The following is a 16750-nucleotide window of genomic DNA, read 5'->3' on the forward strand; positions in this document are numbered from 1 at the left end:
CGACCGTGATCCCCGCCGTCCGGCGGCTGCTCGGCCAGCCGTCGGCCCGCCGGTTCACCCTGCTGCTGTGCATGCTCGCCGGGTTCGCGGCGCTGCTCCTGCTGGCACCCCGTCCGGACGTCGCCGACCTGCCCCGGCTCGCCGACTCCCTCGGCGGGTACGCCCCGGTCGCCGGGATCGTCGTCGGGGCGCTGCTGCTGGTGGCGCTGGTCCCGCGTACCTTCGTCACGCTCGCGGCGGGGGCCGTCTTCGGCCCGTGGGAGGGCGCGGCGTACGCGCTCGGCGCGGCGCTGCTGGCCGCCGCGCTCGGCTTCGCCGTCGGCCGGGTGCTGGGCCGGGAGTTCGTCGCCGAGCGGGTTCGCGGCCGGCTGGCCCGGCTCGACGGCTGGTTCGCCCGGCAGAGTGTCCTCGGCGTGGTCACCGTACGGCTGCTGCCGATCGCCGGGTTCGGCCTGGTCAGCTACGGGTACGGCACCACCGGGGCGCGGGTGACGCCGTTCCTGGTCGGCAGCGTGCTGGCCTCCGCCCCGACCGCCTTCGGCTACGCCGCGATCGGCGCGGCGGTCAGCTCCCCAGGGCAGGTCAACTGGTTCGCCGCCGCCCCGGCCAGCCTGGGGCTGATCGCCAGCGCGGTGCTGGCGTACCGCTGGTGGCAGGCCGAACGCCGACGCCGGCTCGCCGTCACCGACGCACGTCCCTGAGCGGTCGACGACGGCGCCGCGCCGATCGGGGCCGCCGGGACACCCGAGTCGTCCGAGCGGTGTGCCGCAGAGGCATCATCGTTGCCCTGCGGCACACCGCTGCACAGACGCCCGGCACCACCGACCCAGCGGCACGACGAGGACGGGTGATCGCGGTCAGGCGACCACGGAGACCAGTCGACCCGGCACCACGATGACCTTGCGGGGCTCCTTGCCGGCCAGCGCGGACGCGACCGCCTCCAGGGCCGCCGCCCGGACGACGTCCTCGGCCGCGTCGGCGGGAACCTCGATCCGGCCCCGCACCTTGCCGTTGACCTGCACCGGGTAGGTGACCGTCTCGGCGACCAGCAGCGCCGGGTCGGCGGCCGGGAAGTCCACGTACGCCAGGGAGCCGTCGTGGCCCAGCGTGCGCCACAGCTCCTCGGCGACGTGCGGGGCGAACGGGGCCAGCATCAGCACCAGCGGCTCGGCCACCTCACGCGGGGTCTCCGGCAGCCGGGTCACCGCGTTGGTCAGCTCGATCAGCTTGGCGATGGCGGTGTTGAACCGGATTCCCTCCATGTCGACCCGGACCCCGTCGACGACCCGGTGCAGCAGCCGGCGGGTGGCCTCGTCGGCCGGCGCGTCGGTGACCCGCAGCGCACCGGTCTGCTCGTCGACCACGGCCCGCCAGACCCGTTGCAGGAACCGGTACGACCCGACCACCGCGCGGGTGTCCCAGGGGCGGGACACCTCCAGCGGACCCATCGACATCTCGTAGACCCGGAAGGTGTCCGCACCGTAGGCCGCGCACATGTCGTCCGGGGTGACGACGTTGCGCAGCGACTTGCCCATCTTGCCGTACTCGCGGGTCACCTCGGCCTCGCCGTGCAGCCACCGGCCGTCGACCTCGACGACCTCCTCCGCCGGCACCGGCGTGCCCCGGGAGTCGCGGAACGCGTACGCCTGGATCATGCCCTGGTTGAACAGCTTGCGGAACGGCTCGAACGAGGAGACGTGGCCCAGGTCGTACAGCACCTTGTGCCAGAACCGGGCGTACAGCAGGTGCAGCACGGCGTGCTCGGCGCCGCCGACGTACAGGTCGGTGCCCCCGCAGTCGCCCTCGGCGCGCGGCCCCATCCAGTAGCGCTCGTTCTCCGCGTCGACGAACCGCTCGGAGTTGGTCGGGTCCAGGTAGCGCAGCTCGTACCAGCAGGAGCCGGCCCACTGCGGCATCACGTTGGTCTCCCGGGTGTACCGCTTCGGCCCGTCGCCCAGGTCCAGCTCCACCTCGACCCAGTCGCGCCGCCGCGACAGCGGGGTCTCCGGGTTGCTGTCGGCGTCGTCGGGGTCGAAGGTCTTCGGGGAGAAGTCGTCCACCTCGGGCAGTTCGACCGGCAGCATCGACTCGGGCAGCGCGATGGCCGCCCCGGTCTCGTCGTACACGATGGGGAACGGCTCGCCCCAGTAACGCTGGCGGGAGAACAGCCAGTCCCGCAGCCGCCAGGTGACCGCGCCGACGCCGTGGCCGTTGGCCTCCAGCCACTCGATCGTCGCCGCCTTGGCGTCGGCGACCCCCAGCCCGTTCAGGTCCAGGCCGCGTTCGGGCGCGGCGCTGTTGATCGCCGGCCCGTCCCCGGTGTACGCCGTGCCGTCGAAGCCGTCGGCCGGCTGCACGGTACGCACGATCGGCAGCTCGAACACCTCGGCGAAGGCCCAGTCCCGCTCGTCCTGGGCGGGCACCGCCATGATCGCGCCGGTGCCGTAGCCGGCCAGCACGTAGTCGGCGACGAAGATCGGGATCTGCCCGCCGGTGACCGGGTGGGTGGCGTACGCGCCGACGAAGACGCCGGTCTTCTCCTTGGTGTCGGCCTGCCGCTCCAGGTCGGTCTTGGCCGCCGCCGCCTTCCGGTACGCCTCGACGGCCGCCCGGGGGCTGGTGTGCCCGCCGGTCCAGGCGTCCCTGGTCCCCACCGGCCAGGCGGCCGGCACCAGCGGGTCGACCAGCGCGTGCTCGGGGGCCAGCACCAGGTAGGTGGCGCCGAAGATGGTGTCCGGTCGGGTGGTGAACACCGTGATGCGGGCTTCGCCCGGGGCGCCGGAATCAGCGGTCGAGGCCGCGAAGTCGATGTGGGCACCGGTGGAGCGGCCGATCCAGTTGCGCTGCATCAGCTTGATCGACTCGGGCCAGTCCAGCGTGTCCAGGTCGTCCAGCAGCCGGTCACCGTAGGCGGTGATCCGCATCATCCACTGCTTCAGGTGGCGCTTGAAGACCGGGAAGTTGCCCCGGTCGGAACGGCCGTCGGCGGTGACCTCCTCGTTGGCCAGCACGGTGCCCAGCCCCGGGCACCAGTTCACCGGCGCCTGCGAGACGTACGCCAGCCGGTGGTCGTCGACGATCTGCCGCCGCTCGGACTCGGTCAGCTCGGCCCATCCGCGGCCGTCCGGGGTGGGCCGGTCACCGGCGGAGAACTCGGCGATCAGCTCGGCGATCGGGCGGGCCCGGCGGGCGTCCGGGTCGTACCAGGAGTTGAAGACCTGCAGAAAGATCCACTGGGTCCACCGGTAGAAGTCGGTGTCGATGGTGGCCACCGAGCGCCGCTCGTCGTGGGCCAGCCCCAACCGGCGCAGCTGCGCCTTGTACCGCTCGATGTTGGCCACGGTGGTCGTCCGGGGGTGGGTGCCGGTCTGCACCGCGTACTGCTCGGCGGGCAGGCCGAACGCGTCGAAGCCCATCGCGTGCAGCACGTTGCGGCCGGCCATCCGCTGGTAGCGGGCGAAGCAGTCGGTGCCGATGTAGCCCAGCGGGTGACCGACGTGCAGCCCCGCACCGGACGGGTACGGGAACATGTCGAGCACGTACAGCTTCTCCGCGTCCGCGCGCGGGTGGGCGGGATCGGCCAGCGGGCCGGTCGGGTTCGGGGCGTGGAAGGTGCCCTCCCGCGCCCAGGTGTCCTGCCACCGACGCTCGATCTCGTCGGCCAGGGCCGCGGTGTACCGGAACGGGGGAATGTCGCCCGCCGGTGCGGCTGCCTCACTCATGGCTACTCCTTGGCGCGGTGTCGAACTGGCGCGGTCGTGTCGATGGGCGCGGCCAGGTGGACTGGCGCGGTCGTGTCGGGTCCGGGAGCCCTGCCGAGGGCACGAAAAAGCCCCTCGCACAGGAGGGGCCGCCGTGCTGTCGCGCGTCAGCGCATCAGCACGGCCCGGTAAGAAGCAGGAAGACTCCGGCCATGCCTCGCATTGTACCCCCTGGCACCCGCCGGCCGGGGGCCGCGTCCAGCTCGACGATCACCTTCCGTGACCATCCGGCCGCGTCAGGTCCCCCGACCTGACGAATATCCGCGGCATGGCCCGCCGACTTCCGGCAGGGGTCGGCGTTCACCGTAAACATGGTTAGCCTGAGAGACCAGTGCGATTCCTGCGGCAGACGAGGCTTCCCGTTGCGAACCGAACGACGGGTCCAGGTGCTCCTAACCGAGCTGCCGTCGCGGCGACGAGGGGAAGACCCGTGACACAACAGACCTGGGACGAGGTGGGCGGCGTCCTGCCGCACGACGAGTTCCGCGCCGCCAGCGAGGCCATCGTGGCCAACATCGAGCAGGTCATCGAGGGCAAGACAGCGACGGTACGACTCGCCCTGGCCGTCCTGCTGGCCGAGGGACACCTGCTGATCGAGGACGTCCCGGGCGTCGGCAAGACCAAGCTGGCCAAGGCGCTCGCCCGGTCCATCGACTGCTCGGTCCGGCGCATCCAGTTCACCCCCGACCTGCTGCCCAGCGACGTCACCGGGGTCAGCGTCTACAACCAGGAGACGCACGACTTCGAGTTCCGGCCGGGTGCGGTCTTCGCCAACCTGGTGGTCGGCGACGAGATCAACCGGGCCTCGCCGAAGACCCAGTCCGCCCTGCTGGAGTGCATGGAGGAGCGCCAGGTCACCGTCGACGGCGTCACCTACCAGCTCCAGACGCCGTTCATGGTGATCGCCACCCAGAACCCGATCGAGATGGAGGGGACGTACCCCCTCCCCGAGGCGCAGCGCGACCGGTTCACCGCCCGTATCGCGATGGGTTACCCGGGTCCGGAGGCCGAGCTGGCCATGCTGGACGGGCACGGCGCGGCCGACCCGCTCCAGGAGCTGCGCCCGGTCTCCGACGCCGACACGGTCCGTCGGTTGATCGCCACCGTCCGCAACGTACACGTCGCCGACGCCGTCAAGCAGTACGCCGTCGACCTGGTCACCGCCACCCGGGAGGCCCCCGACCTGCGGCTGGGCGCGTCCCCCCGGGCCACCCTCCAGTTGCTGCGCACCGCCCGCGCGGTGGCCGCCCTGGAGGGGCGCGACTACGTGCTGCCCGACGACCTCCAGGCGCTCGCGGTGCCGGTGCTGGCCCACCGGATCATCCCCACCGCGGACGCCCAGCTGGCCCGCCGCACCACCGACGCGATCGTCGCCGAACTGGTGCACCGGCTGGCCCTGCCACCGGACCGCAAGCGCCCCACCGGGTACGACACGGCCCGCCCCGCCGCCGGTAACGGCCGCCCGCCGTTCGAGCCGCGGAGGCCGTGAGGTGCGTGACGGGCTGCGTGGTCTGACCACCCGGGGCCGCTCGTTCCTGGCGGCGGCGATCGCCGCGGCGATCTCCGCCGGCATCCTCGGCGAACGGGACCTGCTCCGGGTGGCGGTGCTGCTCGCCGTCCTGCCGCTGCTCGCCGCGCTGTACGTCGGGCGGACCCGGTACAAGCTGGCCTGCAACCGTTCGCTGGACCCGCACCGGGTGCCGGTCGGGGCCAGCTCCCGGGTGGTGCTGCGGTTGCAGAACATGTCCCGGCTGCCCACCGGCACCCTGCTGCTGGAGGACCGGCTGCCGTACGCCCTGGGCAGCCGGCCCCGGGTGGTGCTGGAACGGCTCGGCGCGCACCAGGCCAGCTCGGTGGCGTACACGGTCCGTGCCGACGTGCGCGGCCGGTACGAGGTGGGCCCGCTGGTGGTCCGGATGACCGACCCGTTCGGGCTGTGCGAACTGAGCCGGGCCTTCCCCAGCACCGAACAGCTGACCGTGATCCCCCAGGTCACCCCCCTGCCCTCGGTACGCCTGCCCGGCGAGTACGCCGGCAGCGGCGACAGCCGGGCCCGGTCGGTGGCCGTGCACGGCGAGGACGACGCGGCCACCCGGGAGTACCGGATGGGCGACGACCTGCGCCGGGTGCACTGGAAGTCGACCGCCCGCACCGGTGAGCTGATGGTGCGCCGCGAGGAGCAGCCCTGGGAGAGCCGGGCGACGGTGCTGCTGGACACCCGGGCACACGGCCACCGGGGCGACGGCCCGACGGCCAGCTTCGAGTGGTCGGTCTCCGCCGCCGCCAGCATCGCCTCGCACCTGCGGCAGGCCGGGTACAAGCTGCGCCTGGTGACCGGGTCCGGGGTGGACGTCGACGCCACCGAGGCCACCGGGGACGGCCTGCTCCTCGACCACCTCGCCGACGTCCGGCTCGACCAGCGCGGCGACGTCGCGAGCCTGGTGCAGCGGGTCCGGCAACGCGCCGACGGGGGCCTGATCATCGCCCTGTTCGGCTCCCTGACCACCACCGAGGCGGAGCTGCTGAGCGGGCTACGCGGCAGCGGCGCGACCTGCGTCGGCTTCGTTCTCAACAGCTCCACCTGGCTCAACCTGCCCGAGCGGGCCCGGTTCGAGGCCGAACAGGCCCACGCCGCCGCCGCGTTGGCCCTGTTGCAGGGTGGCTGGCGGATCATCGGGGTGAACCACGACGGCCAGCTGCCGGCGCTCTGGCCGCAGGCCGGGCGCGGTTCGCAGGGCTTCGCGCTGCGCGCGGCGCTCGCCGAGACCGTTGCCGGGGGTGTCCGGTGAGAGGTCCGACGACAGAGAGGGTCACGTCGTGATCGCGTCCCGGAACATCGGCTTCGTGGCCGCCGCGGCGACCCTGCTCGCCGCGGCCCCGCTGTCGTCGATCTTCCAGCAGTGGACCTGGCTGATCCAGTCGGCCATCGCGGTCGCCGTGGTGGCCGGCGCGGCGGCGCTCACCCGGCTCGTCCGGGCCCCGCTCTGGGGTCAGGTGCTGGGCATGCTCGCCGGCCTGCTGCTCGCCCTGACCTGGCTCTTCCCGGGCGGCAGCGAGCTGGTCGCCTTCCTGCCCACGCCGGCGACGCTGGCCCACTTCGGTGAGCTGGCGCAGGGGTCGTTGCAGGACATGCGCTCGTACGGGGTGAAGGTGCCGGACACCACCCCGCTGCTGTTCATCAGCGTGCTCGGGGTGGGCGCGGTGGCGGTCGTCGTCGACGTGCTCGCCGTCGGGCTGCGCCGCCCGGCCCTGGCCGGGCTGCCCATGCTGGCCATCTACTCGGTGCCGGTGGCGGTCTACGTGGACAGCGTCCCCGCGCTGCCGTTCGTGGTCGGCGCCTCCGGCTACCTCTGGCTGCTGGTGACCGACAACGTCGACCGGGTCCGCCGGTTCGGCCGCCGGTTCACCGGCGAGGGCCGCGACGTGGACGTCTGGGAGTCCTCCCCGCTGGCCGCCGCCGGCCGCCGGCTGGCGGCGGTCGGGGTGGCGCTGGCCGTGGTGCTGCCGCTGGCCGTGCCCGGGATGACCGGCGGGCTGCTGGACCAGTTCACCACCGCCGGCGACGGCACCGGCAACGGACGCGCCGGGCAGGGCGGCGGCCCCGGCCGGATCGACCTCTTCGCGGCGCTCAGCGGGCAGCTCAACCAGTCCGAGGTGGCCGACATGGTCACTGTCACCACCACCGAGCAGAACCCGTTCTACCTGCGCTTCGGTGTCGCCGACGAACTGCGCCCGGACGGTTTCCGGGTACGGCCGCCCACCGGCCGGCCGGTCAACCGGGAGCTGCCCGACCCGTCGGACCGGGCCGGGCAGGGGGTGGAGCAGCAGACGTACCGGGCGACCGTGGAGGTCAACCGGACGCTGAACATGCCCTTCGTGCCGGTCTACACCGACCCGGTCAGCTTCGACGGGCTCAACGGCAACTGGTCGTACGACCAGAAACTCGGGGTGGTCTTCTCCAACCGGGACAACTCCCGGGGCAAGCGCTACTCGTTCGAGTACGTGCGCTCGACGTACACCCCGGCGGCGCTGCGCCGGGCCCGACCGCTGCCGGCCGAGCACCCGGTCCGGCTGGAACAGACCCGGACCCCGGAGGTTCGGGAGGTCGGTCTGCTGGTCAGCCGGCTGGTGGAGGGGAAGTCCACCGACTACGACAAGGTCCGGGCGATCTACGACTACTTCTCCCGGGAGAACGGCTTCAGCTACTCGTTGAGCACCAAGGGCGGCACCAGCGGCCAGGAGATCGTCGACTTCCTCACCAGCAAGGTCGGCTACTGCCAGCAGTACGCGGCGGCGCTGGCCTGGCTGGTGCGGGCAGCCGGCATCCCGGCCCGGGTGGCGTTCGGCTTCACCAACGGCAGCAACGCCAACGGCGACAGCTTCACGTTGACCAACCGGAATCTGCACGCCTGGACGGAGGTCTACTTCGACCAGTTCGGCTGGGTGCCGTTCGACGCCACCCCCGCGTACGGCGTACAGGGGTCGAACCGGTCGGCGTGGGCGCCGGACTCCGACGCCCCGGACCCGGAGCCGTCGGACACCACCGCCCCGGCCGCCCCGGGCGACCCGGGCGCCACTGCCGGACCGCAGCGGAACGAGGCCGCCGAGAAGGACATCGACCCCGGTTTCGACGCGACCGCCAACGCCCCCGTCGAACGCCTCCCGACCTGGCCGTGGTGGACGGTGGGCGCGCTACTCGCGTTACTGGCGCTGCTGGCCGTACCGGCGCTGCGCCGGCGTACGCTGCGCCGGCGACGGCACCGCTCACCCGTCCCGGTGCCGGCCGGCGTGGCCCCCGACGACGGGGCGGGCGGGAGCGTCCCGATGACGGTGCTGGGCGCGGACGCCGAGCGGGCTCGGGCGGACGCCCACGCGGCCTGGGACGAACTGCTCGACACCCTGGTCGACTACCGGGTGCGGATCGACCGGACGGAGACGCCCCGGGCGACCGCCGAGCGACTGGCCCGGGAGGCGGTCGGCGCCGACGCCGACTCGGCCACGGCGGTACGGCTGCTCGGCCGGGCCGAGGAACGCGCCCGGTACGCCCGTGACCCGCTCACCGGCGAACCGCTGCACCCGGCGTTGCGGACGGTGCGCGGCACTCTCGCCGCGCAGGCGGATCGGCGCACCCGGCTCCTCGCCGCCGTGCTGCCCCCCTCGGTGCTGCTGCGCTGGCGTACCTCGCTCGGCGACACCTCGGCTCACCTGGTGACGGCCTCCGGCCGACTCCGCCGCCTGCTGCTGCGCTGGAATCCCCGCCGACTGCTCGCCACCCGGCGCGCCTGACCCACCATCGTCGACCGCCCCCGCGCCGCCCCCGGCCGGGGGCGGTCGTCGTCCGTGGGGCGTAGCGGTGAGCGGGGCCGGACACGACGGTACGACGGAGGTGGCCGGACTGCGTCCGGCACCCACCGTCGGCGGTGACACCCGTCCACTCAGGGGTGGGCAGGGTTCAGCGATGTCCCTCCGGACGTTGCCGCCACCGATCCTCCATGCGGTCCAGCAGCGACGGCCGACGGCCGCCCCGGCCACGCGGACGACGGCTCGTCGTACCGCCCACCACGTGCAGGTCCGGTGACTGCGCCCGCCGGTGCGACTGCACCGCGTAGCCCAACGCGGCCAGCATGACGACGAACCCCGCCACTGCCAGTGGCGGAGTCTTGATCACCGCGCCGTAGACCAACAGGGCCAGGCCGACGACCACCACGCCGGCAGCGACGAGCAGGCGACGTCGCGTATGGAAACGCGGGTCACTGGCGCGCACGGCCGAGGCGAATTTAGGGTCCTCGGCAAGCGACCGCTCGATCTGCTCGAACAGCCGCTGCTCGTGCTCCGAGAGCGGCACGGCACTCCTCCCCGGTCACGTTGGTCGGCCCGGTCGGGCCGACAGACCGTGGCAGCCAACCGGCTGCTTGCCGCCAAGTCTACGAGGGGGGTCGCGCGTCGGAAAGCGGGACGACCTATGGTCGACTGCTATTTTCCCCGCGCCGGGGATCACGTTTGCCGAGCAGACTGGCTGGACCTATGACGGACCGCCCGAAACGGGCAGCCGCCGCGTCGGCGGCGGTCTCCGCTTCCCGCCATCCCCGCTCGGGTGCGCCGAGGGTCAGCTGCCTCGGCGTATCGGCCACCCCGGCCAGGTTCTCCACCCGGACGCCGACCAGCCGGACCGGCTCACCGGGGTCGAGAACCGTCCAGAGGCCCCAGGAAGTGTTGAAGATCTCCCGAGCCACGTCGGTCGCCACGCCGAGGGTCCGGGACCGGTTGACGGTGCGGAAATCGGACAGTCGCACCTTGAGCGAGACCGTCCGGCCGACCTGACCGGCCCCGCGCAGCCGGCTGCCCACCTTCTCGCTGAGGGCGAGCAACACCCGGCGGATCTCCTGCGGGTCGACGACGTCGACGTCGAAGGTCAGCTCGGCGCCGATCGACTTCTCCACCTGCTCCGGGCGGACCGGGCGCGGATCTTGCCCCCGGGCCAGCTCGTGCAGGTGGGTCGCGGACGCCACCCCGAGCGCCTTGCGGAGCATCCCGGCAGGCGCCTCGGCCAGGTCGCCGATGGTACGCAGGCCGAGCCGGCGCAACGTCTCGGCGGACCGCTCCCCCACCCCCCACAGCGCGTCGACCGGCAGTGGGTGGAGGAACTCCAGCACCCGGCCGGCCGGCACCACGAGCAGACCGTCCGGCTTGGCCCGGGTGGAGCCGAGCTTCGCCACGAACTTGCTCGGGGCCACCCCGACCGAGCAGGTCAGCCCCTGCTCGGCCGTCACCCGGGCGCGGACCTGCCGGGCGATGGCGGCCGGCGGGCCGAACAGCCGGCGGGCGCCCGTCACGTCGAGGAACGCCTCGTCGAGGGAGAGCGGCTCGACCAGCGGGGTGACGTCCCGGAAGATCCGCATCACCGCCTCGGAGGCCGCCTGGTACTGCGGGAAGTCGGGCGGCAGGTAGACCGCACCGGGACAGAGCGCCCGCGCCCGCGCGGTGGGCATGGCGCTGCGGACGCCGTACCGGCGGGCCTCGTAGCTGGCGGAGCTGACCACCCCGCGCGGCCCGATGCCGCCGACCACCACGGGCCGGCCGCGCAGCTCGGGGCGGCGGCGCACCTCGACGGAGGCGTAGAAGGCGTCCATGTCGACGTGCAGGATCGGGCTGGCCGAGTCGTCGGCGTCGGGCCCGAAGCGCGGGTCACCGCCGCGCGGCAACGACTGGCTCCGACCCATCCCCGCAGGCTAGCCCCCTGGTACGACAGCCGACCCGCAACGGTCAGCCCCGGACCACCAGCAGCGGCACGGTCATCTCCGCCGCGGTGTCCGCCCCGTGGTACGCCACCAGCCGGGACACCGCCGGCGGCTCGGCGCGGGTGGCCAGCACCACGTACGTGTCGCGGCAGGTCACCACCACGTCGCCGACCCGGCCCAGGTGTTCCTCGCCGACCGGGCCGAACCAGCCCTCGGCGACCACCTGCTCGCGGGTCCGTACCCGGGCGGCCGGCCCGAGCACCGCCGACCAGGTGGCCACCACGTCGTCCACCGCGCCCGGTTCGACGTGCAGGTAACGCACCCGGGGCTCGCCGGCGACCACCCGGACGCCGGCCCGCAGCCGCAGGTCGGTGTCCAGGTCGAAGCGGTGCGCCACCGGCACGTCGAGTTGACCGTGGTCGGCGGTGACCAGCAGCGCGGCGTCCGACGGCAGCCCGTCGACGAGCCGGGCGAGCAACCCGTCCACCTCGGCGACGGCGATCCGCCACGGCGTCGAGTCGACCCCGCTGAGGTGCCCGTGCCGGTCCAGGTCGGGGTGGTAGCCGGAGACCAGCGTCGGCCCGGTCCCGGCGGCCAGCGCCGCCAGCATCGTCCGGGCCAGGGCGTCCACCCCGGCGGCCCCCCGGTAGTCGCCGCCCCGGTTGGCGGCCAGGGTCAACCCGCTGCCCGCGTACTCCGGGCGGCTCACCACGGTCACCGCGACCCCGGCGGCGCGGGCCCGCTGCCACTGGGTGCGGACCGGCTGCCAGTGCAGCGGGTCCGGGTCGCCGTCCCAGTCGATGTGGTTGAGCACCCGGTCGGTGCCGGGCACCCGGACGGTGAAGCCGAGCACGCCGTGCGCCCCGGGGGCCGCGCCCGCGCCCAGGGTCACCAGGCTGGTCGGGGTCGTGGAGGGGAACCCGGAGGTCAGCGGCCGGCCCACCGTCGCGGCCAGCCCGGCCAGGGTCGGGGCGTACCGGGCGGCGGTGGGGAGCTGGTACCAGCCGAGGCCGTCGACGAGCAGCACGGCGATCCGCCGTACCCCGGCCAGGCCCGGGACCAGCCCGAGCAGGTCGACCGCGCCCGGCACGCCGAGCACGGCCAGCGCGCTGGGCAGCACGTCGGCCAGGCTGCCACCGCCGTAGCACGGCGACACCGCCGCCAGCGGGTCGACCGGGGGCGTGGGCCCGGCAGCCCGGGGCACGGGCGCACCGGTCGGGGGCCCGGCGGTCATGCCGGGCGGCGGGCGAACAGGTGCAGCTGGGCGGCGAGATCCCGGTACGGCGACCGGCCGGCCAGCGACCGTTCCAGCTCGACCAGGGCGGCCGACTGACCGTCGGCGACGGTGGCGGGGAGCAGATCGGCGAGGACGCGTACCCCGTGGATCTCCTCCACGGTGAGGCCGGCGGCGCGCAGCAGCGCGGCGGCCCCTTCGGCGTCGAACCGGCGGCGCAGGGTGTCCCGTGGGCCGGTGGCGCCGTCAGCCGCGGCGGCCAGCGCGGCGGCGACGGTCAGGTGGCCGCTCATCGCCCGTCCCAGCACGGCGGCGGCCCGCCCGGCGACCAGCACACTCGCCGCGCCCCCGGGCCGCAGCGCGGCGACCAGCGCGGTCGCCACCGGGACCGGGTCGTCGACCACCTCCAGCACCGAGTGGCACAGGACCAGGTCGACGGTGGCCGGTTCGACCAGGCCGGCCAGCGCGTCGCCGTCACCCTGCACGGCGCGTACCCGATCGGCCACCCCGGCCTCGGCGGCCCGGCGGGTCAGCGCGGCGAGCGCGTCGGGGCTGGCGTCGACCACCGTGACCCGGTGGCCGGCCTGGGCGAGCGGCACGGCGAACCCGCCGGTGCCGCCACCCACGTCGAGCACGGTCAGCTCGACGTCGGTCCGCCGGTCCAGCTCGGCGGCGAGCACCGACCAGATGACGGCGGTACGGGGGGTCAGCGGCGGCTCGGCGAACCGGCCTCGGGTGCTCTGTTCCACCCGGTCGAGCCTAGTCACCCATACCACCCGACCCCCCGCTGGCGGTGCCGTCGCCGACGGCTCAGATCTCCCCGCCGCCGGCCGGGTCCTCCTCGGCGCGGGACCGGCGGGTGTTCGCCACCGGGCCCTCGGTCACCTGGTACTCACGCGGCTCGGCGTCCTGGGCGGGCGTCCAGCCGGCACCCAGCCGGGTGCGCCGGGCGTTCGCCAGTCCACCGGTGTACGTACTGTCCATCGTCACTGGTCATCCCCCTTGCCGCGAGCGGGCCGCTCTGCCCGCGCGTGCCGGAAGTCTCCCGTCTCGCGGCCCGGAAAACCGTAATGTGGATCACTTCACCGGAAGTCGCGGGAGGCCGGCGCGACCGGCGGCGTGATCGGGTCCAGCCGGTCGGCGGTGAGGTTGGTGACCCCCTCGTGCCGCTGCAACCGACCGCGGACCACGAGGGCGACGCTGGTGCGGGCAACTCGACGATAGCGCTGCCACAGCCCGGGGGAGCACGTGACATTCAGCATTCCGGTCTCGTCCTCCAGGTTGAGGAAGGTGACCCCACCGGCGGTCGCCGGGCGCTGCCGGTGGGTGACGATCCCGCCGACCCTGATCCGCCGACCCGGCTCCACCTGGCCGAGCCGGGCGATCGGCACCGCGCCCAGCGCGTCGAGCCGGTCGCGGACGAACCGGGCCGGGTGGCTCTCCGGGGACAGCCCGGTGGCCCAGACGTCGGCGACGAGCCGGTCCACCGCCGCCATCCCGGGCAGGGTGGGGGCCGCCGCGCCGGTCACCGTGCCGGGCAGCCGGCCCGGCCGGTCCTGGGCCGCCGCCCCGGCCGCCCAGAGCGCCTGCCGCCGGGTCAGCCCGAAACAGGCGAAGGCGTCCGCGGTGGCCAGCGCCTCCAGCTGCCCGGCGGTGAGACCGGCCCGCCGGGCCAGATCCGGCATGTCCCGGTACGCCCCGTGCGCCGTCCGCTCCGCCGCGATCCGCTCGGCCACCTCGTCGCCGAGGGTACGCACGCCGCCCAACCCGAGCCGGACCGCCGGACCGCCCAACCCCCAGGCGTGCGGCGGCTCCCCCGGCGTGCTGCCCCACCGGGTCTGCGGGGTGGACTCCAGCACCGCCTTCGCTCCGCTGGCGTTGACGTCCGGCCGACGGACCTCGACACCGTGCCGGCGGGCGTCGTCGACCAGGGTCTGCGGCGAGTAGAAGCCCATCGGCTGGGCGTTGAGCAGGGCGGCCAGGAACGCCGCCGGGTGGTGGCGCTTGAGCCAGGAGCTGGCGTACACCAGGTAGGCGAAGCTCATCGCGTGGCTCTCCGGGAAGCCGTAGCTGGCGAACGCGGTGAGCTTGCGGTAGACGTCGTCGGCCAGCTCGCCGGTGATCCCCCGCTCGGCCATCCCGGCGTAGAGCCGGTCGGCGAGCTCCGCCATCCGCTGCACCGACCGTTTCGCCCCCATCGCCCGGCGCAGCTGGTCGGCCCCGGCGGCGTCGAAGCCGGCCAGGTCGATGGCGAGCTGCATCAGCTGCTCCTGGAACAGCGGCACGCCGAGGGTCTTCTCCAACGCGTTGCGCATCAACGGATGCGGGTACGTCACCGGCTCCTGGCCGTTCTTGCGCCGGATGTACGGGTGCACCGAGCCGCCCTGGATCGGGCCGGGCCGGATCAGCGCCACCTCCACCACCAGGTCGTAGAACTCGCGCGGTTTCAGCCGGGGCAGGGTGGCCATCTGGGCGCGGCTCTCCACCTGGAACACCCCGACCGAGTCGGCCCGGCAGAGCATGTCGTAGACCTCGGGGTCGTCCAACGTCATGTCGCCCAGGTCGAGGGTCTGGCCGATCATGTCGTAGCCGTAGTGCAGGGCCGACAGCATGCCCAGGCCGAGCAGGTCGAACTTGACCAGCCCGACGGCGGCACAGTCGTCCTTGTCCCACTGGAGCACGCTGCGGCCGGGCATCCGCCCCCACTCCACCGGACACACCTCGATCACCGGCCGGTCGCAGATCACCATCCCACCGGAGTGGATGCCCAGGTGCCGGGGGAATCCCGCCCACCTCCCCGAGCCACCGGCCAGCTCGTTGGCGTACGCCACCACCTGCGCGGGGATGCCCTCGACGTCCACCGAGGCGACCGAACCCCACCGGTCGATCTGTTTGCTCCAGGCGTCCTGCTGGCCGGGCGAGAAGCCGAACGCCTTCGCCACGTCCCGCACCGCCGACCGGGGCCGGTACGAGATGACGTTGGCGACCTGGGCGGTGTGCTCCCGGCCGTACCGGGCGTAGACGTGCTGGATCACCTCTTCCCGCCGGTCGGACTCGATGTCCACGTCGATGTCGGGTGGCCCGTCCCGTTCCGGGGCGAGGAACCGTTCGAAGAGCAGCCGGTGCCGGACGGCGTCCACGTTGGTGATCCGCAGCGCGTAGCAGACCGCCGAGTTGGCCGCCGAACCCCGGCCCTGGCAGTAGATGTCCTGCGCGCGGCAGAACGCGACGATGTCGTAGACCACCAGGAAGTAGCCGGGGAAGCCCAGCTCGTCGATCATTCGCAGCTCGTGCGCCAACTGCGCGTACGCCTCCGGGTGCGCCTCGGGCGGGCCGTACCGCTCCCGCGCGCCGTCCATGGTCAGCCGGTGCAGCCAGCTCATCTCGGTGTGCCCCGCCGGCACCGGGTACGCCGGCAGCCGGGGCGCGACCAGCTGCAGGTCGAAGGCGAGTTCCGTGCCGAACTCGGCGGCCCGCGCCACCGCCCCCGGGTAGCCGGCGAACCGGGCCGCCATCTCCGCGCCGCTGCGCAGGTGGGCGGTGGCGGCAGCGGGCAGCCAGCCGTCGATCTCGTCCAGGCTGCGCCGGGCCCGTACGGCGGCCAGGGTGGTCGCCAGCTGCCGCCGACCCGGGCTGGCGTAGTGCACGTTGTTGCTGGCCACCGTGGGCAGCCCGGCGGCGGTGGCCAGCTCGGCGAGGGCGTCGTTACGGTCGGCGTCGACCGGGTGCCCGTGGTCGGTCAGCTCCACCGCCACCGTCTCCGCGCCGAACAGCGCGGTGAGCCGGTCCAGCTCCCGGGCCGCCGCGTCGACCCCCTCGGTGAGCAGCGCCGCCGGGACGTGCCCCTTGCGGCAACCGGTCAGCACCAACACGTGGTCGCGCAGCTCGGCGGCGACCTGCTCCAGCTCACCGTAGACCGGGCGGCCCTTCTCCCCGCCGCGCAACTGGGCCCGGGAGATGACCGACGCGAGCCGGGCGTACCCCTCGTGGCCGTGGGCGAGCACCAGCAGGTGCCGGCCCGACGGGTCCGGTTCGCCGTTCTGCGGGCCGGGCAGCCCCAGCGACAGCTCCGCGCCGAAGACCGTCGGCAGGTGCAGCGCACGGGCCGCCTCGGCGAACCGGACCACGCCGTAGAAGCCGTCGTGGTCGGTGACGGCGAGCGCGGTCAGCCCCAACCGGGTGGCCTCCTCGGCCAGCTCCTCCGGGTGACTCGCCCCGTCGAGGAAGCTGAAGTTGGTGTGTGCGTGCAGCTCGGCGTAGGGCACCGTGCCGTCCGGGCGGGTCAGCTCGGCAGGCGCGTACCGCTCGCGGTGCCGGCTCCAGGCCGGCGAGTCGCCACCGTCGGCGGCGAGCGGGTCCACCACGTGCAGGTGCCGCTCCTCGCGCCGCCGCCCGCCCTGGGACCGGTCGCCCTGGCCGCCGTCGGCGGGCCGGCCGGACAGTACCCGCTCCAGCTCCGACCAGGGCAGCTTCGGATTGTGGAAGCTCATCCGGCCACCCCCGCGCTGCCGGACGCA

At 74.0% G+C, this 16750-nt stretch carries 11 protein-coding genes; 4 read left to right on the forward strand and 7 right to left on the reverse strand.

Features of this window, described 5'->3' with window-relative positions; translation table 11 throughout:
* Window positions 1–5 precede the first annotated feature (5 nt).
* Window positions 6–701 carry a TVP38/TMEM64 family protein gene (locus ACIG87_RS08615; RefSeq protein WP_396849445.1) on the forward strand — a complete coding sequence of 232 codons (696 nt, stop codon included), beginning with the start codon at window positions 6–8 and terminating at the stop codon, window positions 699–701.
* 156 nt (window positions 702–857) lie between these two features.
* Here ACIG87_RS08615 and leuS read toward each other — a convergent pair whose 3' ends face one another.
* A complete protein-coding gene (gene leuS, locus ACIG87_RS08620) occupies window positions 858–3722 on the reverse strand; it encodes a leucine--tRNA ligase (protein ID WP_396849447.1) in 2865 nt (954 codons plus the stop codon).
* A gap of 469 nt (window positions 3723–4191) precedes the next feature.
* Here leuS and ACIG87_RS08625 point away from each other — a divergent pair, with 469 nt between their 5' ends.
* The 3 genes from ACIG87_RS08625 to ACIG87_RS08635 are packed head-to-tail and all read left to right on the forward strand — an operon-like array spanning window position 4192 to window position 9047.
* A complete protein-coding gene (locus ACIG87_RS08625; RefSeq protein WP_396849449.1) occupies window positions 4192–5250 on the forward strand; it encodes an AAA family ATPase in 1059 nt (352 codons plus the stop codon).
* Window position 5251: 1 nt separating this feature from the next.
* Window positions 5252–6550 carry a DUF58 domain-containing protein gene (locus ACIG87_RS08630; protein WP_396849450.1) on the forward strand — a complete coding sequence of 433 codons (1299 nt, stop codon included), beginning with the start codon at window positions 5252–5254 and terminating at the stop codon, window positions 6548–6550.
* 28 nt (window positions 6551–6578) lie between these two features.
* Window positions 6579–9047, forward strand: a complete 2469-nt coding sequence (locus ACIG87_RS08635; RefSeq protein ID WP_396849452.1) for a DUF3488 and DUF4129 domain-containing transglutaminase family protein — start codon at window positions 6579–6581, stop codon at window positions 9045–9047.
* A 166-nt stretch (window positions 9048–9213) separates the two neighbouring features.
* Here the strand turns inward: ACIG87_RS08635 and ACIG87_RS08640 are convergent, their stop codons facing one another.
* The 6 genes from ACIG87_RS08640 to ACIG87_RS08665 all read right to left on the reverse strand — a co-directional run bounded on the left by ACIG87_RS08640 (window position 9214) and on the right by ACIG87_RS08665 (window position 16723).
* The gene (locus ACIG87_RS08640; RefSeq protein WP_396849453.1) at window positions 9214–9606 is read right to left on the reverse strand and encodes a DUF3040 domain-containing protein; all 393 of its coding nucleotides are present in this window, start codon (window positions 9604–9606) and stop codon (window positions 9214–9216) included.
* A 115-nt stretch (window positions 9607–9721) separates the two neighbouring features.
* On the reverse strand, window positions 9722–10981 hold the full coding sequence (locus ACIG87_RS08645; protein ID WP_396849455.1) for a DNA polymerase IV: 1260 nt from the start codon (window positions 10979–10981) through the stop codon (window positions 9722–9724).
* A gap of 43 nt (window positions 10982–11024) precedes the next feature.
* Window positions 11025–12233 carry an alkaline phosphatase family protein gene (locus ACIG87_RS08650; protein WP_396849457.1) on the reverse strand — a complete coding sequence of 403 codons (1209 nt, stop codon included), beginning with the start codon at window positions 12231–12233 and terminating at the stop codon, window positions 11025–11027.
* Window positions 12230–13000 (reverse strand): methyltransferase domain-containing protein, encoded by a 771-nt coding sequence (locus ACIG87_RS08655; RefSeq protein ID WP_396849459.1) that lies wholly within the window; start codon window positions 12998–13000, stop codon window positions 12230–12232. The genes ACIG87_RS08650 and ACIG87_RS08655 overlap by 4 nt, the downstream gene beginning before the upstream one ends.
* A 43-nt stretch (window positions 13001–13043) precedes the next feature.
* Window positions 13044–13217, reverse strand: a complete 174-nt coding sequence (locus ACIG87_RS08660; RefSeq protein WP_232378670.1) for a hypothetical protein — start codon at window positions 13215–13217, stop codon at window positions 13044–13046.
* A 98-nt stretch (window positions 13218–13315) separates the two neighbouring features.
* Window positions 13316–16723, reverse strand: coding sequence for an error-prone DNA polymerase (locus ACIG87_RS08665; protein WP_396849461.1), 3408 nt, complete (start codon window positions 16721–16723; stop codon window positions 13316–13318).
* Between the last annotated feature and the right edge of the window lie 27 nt (window positions 16724–16750).

Source organism: Micromonospora sp. NPDC051925, from assembly GCF_044548625.1.
GTDB lineage: Bacteria > Actinomycetota > Actinomycetes > Mycobacteriales > Micromonosporaceae > Micromonospora.